Source organism: Rathayibacter rubneri (assembly GCF_023743255.1).
Taxonomy (GTDB): Bacteria; Actinomycetota; Actinomycetes; order Actinomycetales; family Microbacteriaceae; genus Rathayibacter; species Rathayibacter rubneri.
In genome coordinates this window covers 1-6,398 of sequence record NZ_JAMRYM010000137.1, presented here as the reverse complement: position 1 = coordinate 6,398, position 6,398 = coordinate 1, and the positions used below count along the sequence as shown (strand labels likewise).

The following is a 6,398-nucleotide window of genomic DNA, read 5'->3' as shown; positions in this document are numbered from 1 at the left end:
GCGGCGGGCTTCTCGGCGGCCGGGGCCGGCTCGGGCTCGGCGGGGGCCGGAGCCTCCTCCTCGCTGTCCGAGTCGACGGACGGGGTCGCGACGTCGGTGGGCTCGGTCTCGGCGGCCTCGACCTCCGGAGCCTCCTCGGCCGCGGGTGCCTCGGGCTCAGCGGGGGCGGCCGACGCGGAACCGTCGCCGATCCGGACCAGCTCGGCGCCGACCTCGACGGTCTCGTCCTCCTGGACGAGGATCTCCTCGATGACACCGGCGACGGGCGACGGGATCTCGGTGTCGACCTTGTCGGTCGACACCTCGAGCAGGGGCTCGTCGACCTCGACGCGATCCCCCACGTTCTTCAGCCAGCGGGTGACCGTTCCTTCCGTGACACTCTCTCCGAGTGCCGGGAGGCTGACGGATTCGCTCATGATCCTGTCTCCTTAAGACGTGTGCGTACAGTGTTCAGCTTAGTGAAGCGGGAGCGACGGGTCGCCGCCCCGCGGTGGGTCTAGAGGGCGTGCAGCGGCTTCCCGGCCAGCGCGAGGTGCGCCTCGCCGAGCGCCTCGTTCTGCGTGGGGTGCGCGTGCACGAGGGGCGCGACGTCCTCGGGGTGCGCCTCCCAGTTCACGATGAGCTGGGCCTCCCCGATCAGCTCGCCGACGCGGGCGCCGACCATGTGGACGCCGACGACGGGGCCGTCGACGACGCGGACGACCTTGACCGATCCGCTCGTGCCGAGGATCGTGCTGCGCGCGTTCCCGCCCAGGTTGTAGTCGTACGACGCGATGCGCTCCGCCCCGTACTCGGCCACGGCCGATGCCTCGGTCAGTCCGACCGAGGCGACCTCCGGGTCGCTGTAGGTGACCTTCGGGACGTTGACGTCGGCGACGACCTGGGGGCCGAGGCCGGCGATCTCCTCGGCGACGAAGATGCCCTGCTGGAAGCTCCGGTGGGCCAGCTGGAGGCCGGGCACGATGTCGCCCACGGCGTAGACGCCCGGAACGGAGGTCTGCAGACGCTCGTCAGTGACGACGTAGCCGCGATCGAGACCCACTCCGGCCTCCTCGAGGCCGATGCCGGCGGTGACGGGTCCGCGGCCGACCGCGACCAGGAGCACATCGCCCTCGAGCACGGCTCCGCTCTCGAGGCTCACGCTCACGCCCGTCTCGGACTGGGAGACCGAGGAGACGCGCGAGCCGAGCTGGAAGGAGATGCCGCGCTTGCGGAAGGCGCGCTCGAGCTGCTTGCTCGCGCTCTCGTCCTCGTTCGGCACGAGGTGGGGGAGCGCCTCGACGATGGTGACCTCGGCACCGAAGGAGCGCCAGACGCTCGCGAACTCGACTCCGATGACGCCGCCGCCGAGCACGACGACCCGGTCGGGCACGTGGTCGAGCTCGAGGGCCTCGTCGCTGGTCAGCACTCGACCGCCGATCTCGATCCCGGGCAGGGTCCGCGAGGACGAGCCGGTGGCGACGACGATCGACCCGCCGTGCAGGACGTGCTCGCCGACGACGACGGTCGTCGGGCCGGCGAGGCGGCCGTCGCCCTCGACGACCGTGATGCCACGCGAGGAGACGAGGCTCTGCAGGCCCTTGTACTTGCCGGCGACCACGCCCCGGCGGTACCGGGTGACTCCGGCGATGTCGATGCCCTCGAAGCTCGCGAGGACTCCGTGCTTCTGGGCGTCCTTCGCTCCGTCCGCCAGCTCGGCGGCGTGCAGGAGGGCCTTCGTGGGGACGCAGCCGCGGTGGAGGCAGGTGCCGCCGAGCTTGTCCCGCTCGACGAGAGCCACGCTGAGCCCCAGTTGAGTCGCTCGCAGCGCTGCGGCGTATCCGCCGCTGCCCCCGCCGAGCACGACCAGGTCGTAGCTCTCTTCCGACACCCAGTGACTCCCTTGCGACGTGCGGTCCCGGTCTCGCAACGGGCCGCGGCGCGGAGCGCTCAGGACCGGCGGAGAAGGGGACGAGGCGGGATCTCCCGCCCCGTCGACCCTACTACGCGCTCGCGAAGCCCTCGGCCAGCGCCACGAGCGTCCGCACGGTGACTCCGGTCGGTCCGCCCGCCGTGAAGCCGTAGGCCCCACCGGCGTTGTTGGCGGGCCCCGCGATGTCGAGGTGGGCCCAGGGGATGGCCGTCACGGCCTCGCCCTCTCCACGGGTGCCGATGAACTCGCGCAGGAAGTGCCCGGCGATCAGCATGCCGCCGGCGGTGCTGCCGATCTTCACGTTGGCGAGGTCGGCGACGTCGGAGTTCAGGAGCGGGCGGAGCTCGGCCGGGAAGGGCATCTGCCAGAAGGGCTCGCCCGCTTCGGCGGCGGTGGCGACGACCCGGGCGACGAAGTCGTCGTCGCCCATGACGCCCGTGTAGCGGTTGCCCAGCGCGACGCTCGCGGCTCCGGTCAGGGTCGCGACGTCGATGATCGCGTCGGGCTGCTCCTCGCTCGCCGCGACGAGTCCGTCGGCGAGCACGAGGCGCCCCTCGGCGTCGGTGTTGAGGACCTCGACCGTCGTGCCGCCGCGGATCGTCAGCACGTCGTTGGGCCGGATGGCGCTGCCGGAGGGGAGGTTCTCCGCGATGCAGAGCCAGGCGGTCACCCGGACGGGGAGCGCGAGCTCCGCGACGGCGCGCGCCACGGCCCACACGGTCGCCGCGCCCGTCATGTCGTACTTCATCCCCACCATCGAGGCCGGGGGCTTGAGCGAGAGTCCGCCGCTGTCGAAGGTGATGCCCTTGCCCACCAGCGCGAGGTGGGAGGTCGCTCCCTCCGGCGAGTAGGAGACCTTCACGAGGCGCGGCGGCCGGGTCGAGCCGCTGCCCACGCCGAGGATGCCGCCGAAGCCGTCCTCGGCGAGTGCCGCCTCGTCCCAGACGGTGACCTCGAGGGGCAGCCCGGCGGCGCCCTCCTGGACCGCCTCGGCGAGGGTCTGCGGGTACAGGTGCGACGGAGGCGTGTTGACGAGGTCCTTCACGGTGGCGACCGCCCGGGCGACGACGAGTGCGCGCTCGAGGATCGCGGGGTCGGCAGCCGCCCCGGTCGAGACGAGCACGACGGACTCGACGGGGGTCTTCACCGTGGCGGCGGTGGTGCCGCGGAAGGCGGTGAACGAGTAGGAGCCCAGGGCGGCGCCCTCGGCGACGGCGGCGAGTGCCTCCGGGGTGGCCGCGGGAAGGGCGAGCGCGACGGACGCGGTCCCCGCCAGCGTGCGCACGGCGAGACCCGCTGCTGCGCGGAGGGCGTCGGCGGCCGGCTCGGCCGAGCCGAGGCCGACGAGCACGACGACGCCCGCGCGACCGGTCGAGGGCACGCGCAGGATCGAGTCGACGGCTCCCGTGGCGCCGAGCGCCGGGAGGGCGCCGACCAGGTCGTCGAAGCCCGTCGCTCCGAGCAGCTGCGGCCCGTCCGGGCCCGGCGCGACACCCAGGACGAGGGCGTCGGTGTCGATGTCGGAGGCGGGCGCGGTCGTGTACTCGAGAGAGGAGAGGGGCATGGCGGCAATGCTAGGCGCTGTTCGCTCAGGGCCGAGCGCCGCTCGCCAGGGGCCCGACGGGTCCCGTCTACAGTGAGAGGCATGCTGGATCCGGAAGACCTGTTCGAGATCGAGGGCGACCTCTCCGAGGTTCCGCGCGGGCTGCACCTCGTCGCCGGCCTGACCGGCTTCACCGATGCCGGGGGCGCCGTCGGCCAGCTGGGGGAGTACCTGCTCGACACCCTCGAGCACCGCCCGATCGCCGCCTTCGATCAGGATCAGCTCCTCGACTACCGCGCTCGCCGGCCGATCATCACGTTCGATCAGGACCACCTGACCGACTACCGCCCGGCCGTCCTGCGCCTCTCGGTCGCGCGAGACGAGCTGCACCAGCCGTTCCTCCTGCTCACCGGGTTCGAGCCCGACTTCCAGTGGGAGCGCTTCACCCGCGCCGTGGTCTCGCTCATCGAGCGGCTCGAGGTCGCGAGCACCACCTGGGTGCACGCCATCCCGATGCCCGTGCCGCACACGAGACCCGTCGGGGTCACGGTCAGCGGCAACCGCGAGGACCTCGTCGAGGCGATGTCGGTCTGGCGCCCGCACACGCAGATCCCCTCGAACGTGCTGCACCTCCTCGAGCTTCGCCTCTTCGAGCGCGGCATACCGGCGGTCGGATTCGCCCTCCTCATCCCGCACTACCTCTCGGACACCGAGTACCCGCAGGCCGCCGTCGCTGCGCTCGAGAGCATCTCGGCGTCGACCGGTCTCATCTTCCCGACCGACCGCCTGCGCGAGAGCGGGCGCGAGTTCCTCGCGAAGGTGGACGAGCAGGTCGCGGGCAACGAGGAGCTGCAGAAGCTCGTCGCTGCCCTGGAGTCGCGCCACGACACCTACATGGAGGGGACCAGCCTCCGGTCCCCTCTCACCGACGAGGACGGCTCCGTTCCCACGGCGGATGCTCTGGCCGCCGAGCTCGAGAAGTTCCTCGCGATCCGGCGCCCGGGCGAGGACTCGTCCGCGTCCTAGGCCGTCGCCGCCCTCGGTAGGATCGGACGAGTGCGATCTCGTCGAGCGTGGTTCGTCTTCGGAGCCGGTGCCTTCGCCTACCTGGTGGCGGTCCTCGACCGCACCACTCTCGGGGTCGCCGGCGTCGACGCCGCGGAGCGCTTCGGAGTCGCGGCCGCTGTGCTCTCCTCGCTGGCCGTCGTCCAGCTGATCGTCTACGCCGGGATGCAGATCCCGGTCGGGATCCTGATCGACCGGTTCGGACCGAAGACCCTCATCCTGTCCGGCACGGCGCTCATGATGCTCGGGCAGGTCGTGCTCGCCGTCGCTCCGTCGATCGGAGTCGCGATCCTGGGACGGATCCTCGTGGGCGCCGGCGACGCGGCGATCTTCACCTCCGTCATCCGCCTAACGGTCGCGTGGTTCAGCGGCCCGATCGTCCCGCAGCTGTCGCAGTGGATCGGCAACATCGGGCAGATCGGGCAGATCCTCTCGGCCCTCCCGTTCGCCGCGATCCTGCACTCGGTCGGCTGGACCCCCGCGTTCCTCTCCGCTGCAGCGCTGGGCGCGGTCGCCTTCCTCGGTGTGCTGCTCCTGATCAGTGACCTCCCGCCGCGCACGGAGCCGATCGTCCTGACGCCGCCGACCCTCCGCGCCACGATCGCCCAGCTCGGCGTGAGCCTGCGGCGACCGGGCACCCAGCTGGGATTCTGGTCGCACTTCGTGACGCAGTCCTCCGGAACGGTCTTCACCCTGCTGTGGGGCTACCCGTTCCTCGTCTACGCGATCGGGCTGCCGCCCGCCGTCGCGGCGCCGACGCTCACCATCGTCGTCGTCGCCGGGATCGTGGTCGGTCCGATCCTCGGGGTGCTCACCGCGCGGCACCCCATGCGGCGCAGCAACCTCGTGCTGGGGATCGTGTCCACCATGGGCGTGGCCTGGACGGTGGTCCTGCTCTGGCCCGGCGTGCCGCCGTACTCGCTGATCGTCCTCCTGCTGATCGTCATCGGCGCCGGCGGACCCGGATCGATGATCGGCTTCGACTTCGCCCGGACCTTCAATCCCTCCCGCGCCCTCGGCGCCGCCAACGGCGTGGTCAATGTCGGCGGGTTCCTGGCCAGCTTCACAATGATGTTCGCGATGGGGCTCATCCTCGACGCGCTCGCGGGTCCGGACGGCGGTTCCGCCCGGCTCTACTCGATGGAGAGCTTCCGCCTGGCGTGGTGCGTCCAGTACGTCGTCGTGGGTCTGGGGGTCGTCGGTCTGATCAGCGCCCGGCGCCGGACGAGGCGCCGGCTCGCCGAGGACGAGGGAATAATGGTGGCCCCTCTCTGGGTTGCACTCAGTGATCGCCTCCGTCGAGGACGTCCCGGCCGCTGATCGAGCGACCGGCTCCACTGCGGCGGGGCAGCGGGTCGACGGGATCGGCACCGGAGGCTCGCGACCGATCGATCGGAGACCCGAGGGGCTCCGCGCGCGACCGCACTACTCAGGCGTGCAATAATTGTCAATAGGACCCGTTCGGGTCGAGGAGCACCACGCCCACGTCGGGCGTGCAACGTCCTCGACTTGACATGGGTCCTCGTAATGCCCACCGACGAGCGACGCCCTCCGGAGCCGCTCGCAACCGGGACGCAACGGATGGAGAGGTGCCGCCATGGCCACCAGAGCTACCAAGACCGCAACGCTCGACGCCGTCGACGACGACGCGACGACGACCAAGAAGCCCGCCGCACGCAAGACCGCTGCGGCCAAGACCCCGCGCGCCCGGGCCGCGACCAAGGCCGCCGCGCCCGTCGAGGACGAGGACTCGCCCGAGGCCGTCGAGCCCGAGGAGGTCGACGACGACGAGACCGAGGTCGTCGCCGTCGTCGAGGAGGCCGAGACCGAGTCGAAGGACGACGCCGAGACGGCGGACGCCCCCGCGGCCCCCGCCGC

Annotated in this window: 5 protein-coding genes and 1 pseudogene; 3 read left to right on the top strand and 3 right to left on the bottom strand. The window is 71.8% G+C overall.

The window, feature by feature from the left end; all coding sequences use genetic code 11:
* The 3 genes from NB037_RS18040 to NB037_RS18030 form a co-directional block, all read right to left on the bottom strand.
* Positions 1–416, bottom strand: a 416-nt coding sequence (locus tag NB037_RS18040; protein ID WP_308202090.1) for a biotin/lipoyl-containing protein, incomplete at its 3' end; no start/stop codon positions are given.
* Positions 417–496: 80 nt separating this feature from the next.
* Positions 497–1,870 carry a dihydrolipoyl dehydrogenase gene (gene lpdA, locus NB037_RS18035; RefSeq protein WP_251948246.1) on the bottom strand — a complete coding sequence of 458 codons (1,374 nt, stop codon included), beginning with the start codon at positions 1,868–1,870 and terminating at the stop codon, positions 497–499.
* 112 nt (positions 1,871–1,982) lie between these two features.
* The gene (locus NB037_RS18030; RefSeq protein WP_251948244.1) at positions 1,983–3,476 is read right to left on the bottom strand and encodes a leucyl aminopeptidase; all 1,494 of its coding nucleotides are present in this window, start codon (positions 3,474–3,476) and stop codon (positions 1,983–1,985) included.
* Positions 3,477–3,557: 81 nt separating this feature from the next.
* On the opposite strand from NB037_RS18030, the gene NB037_RS18025 reads away from it, so the two are divergent.
* From NB037_RS18025 to NB037_RS18015, 3 genes and pseudogenes are all read left to right on the top strand, one after another.
* On the top strand, positions 3,558–4,481 hold the full coding sequence (locus NB037_RS18025) for a proteasome assembly chaperone family protein (RefSeq protein WP_251948242.1): 924 nt from the start codon (positions 3,558–3,560) through the stop codon (positions 4,479–4,481).
* Positions 4,482–4,511: 30 nt separating this feature from the next.
* A complete protein-coding gene (locus NB037_RS18020) occupies positions 4,512–5,840 on the top strand; it encodes an MFS transporter (RefSeq protein ID WP_251948239.1) in 1,329 nt (442 codons plus the stop codon).
* Positions 5,841–6,117: 277 nt separating this feature from the next.
* A pseudogene (locus tag NB037_RS18015) lies at positions 6,118–6,398 on the top strand (hypothetical protein); the annotation flags it as partial.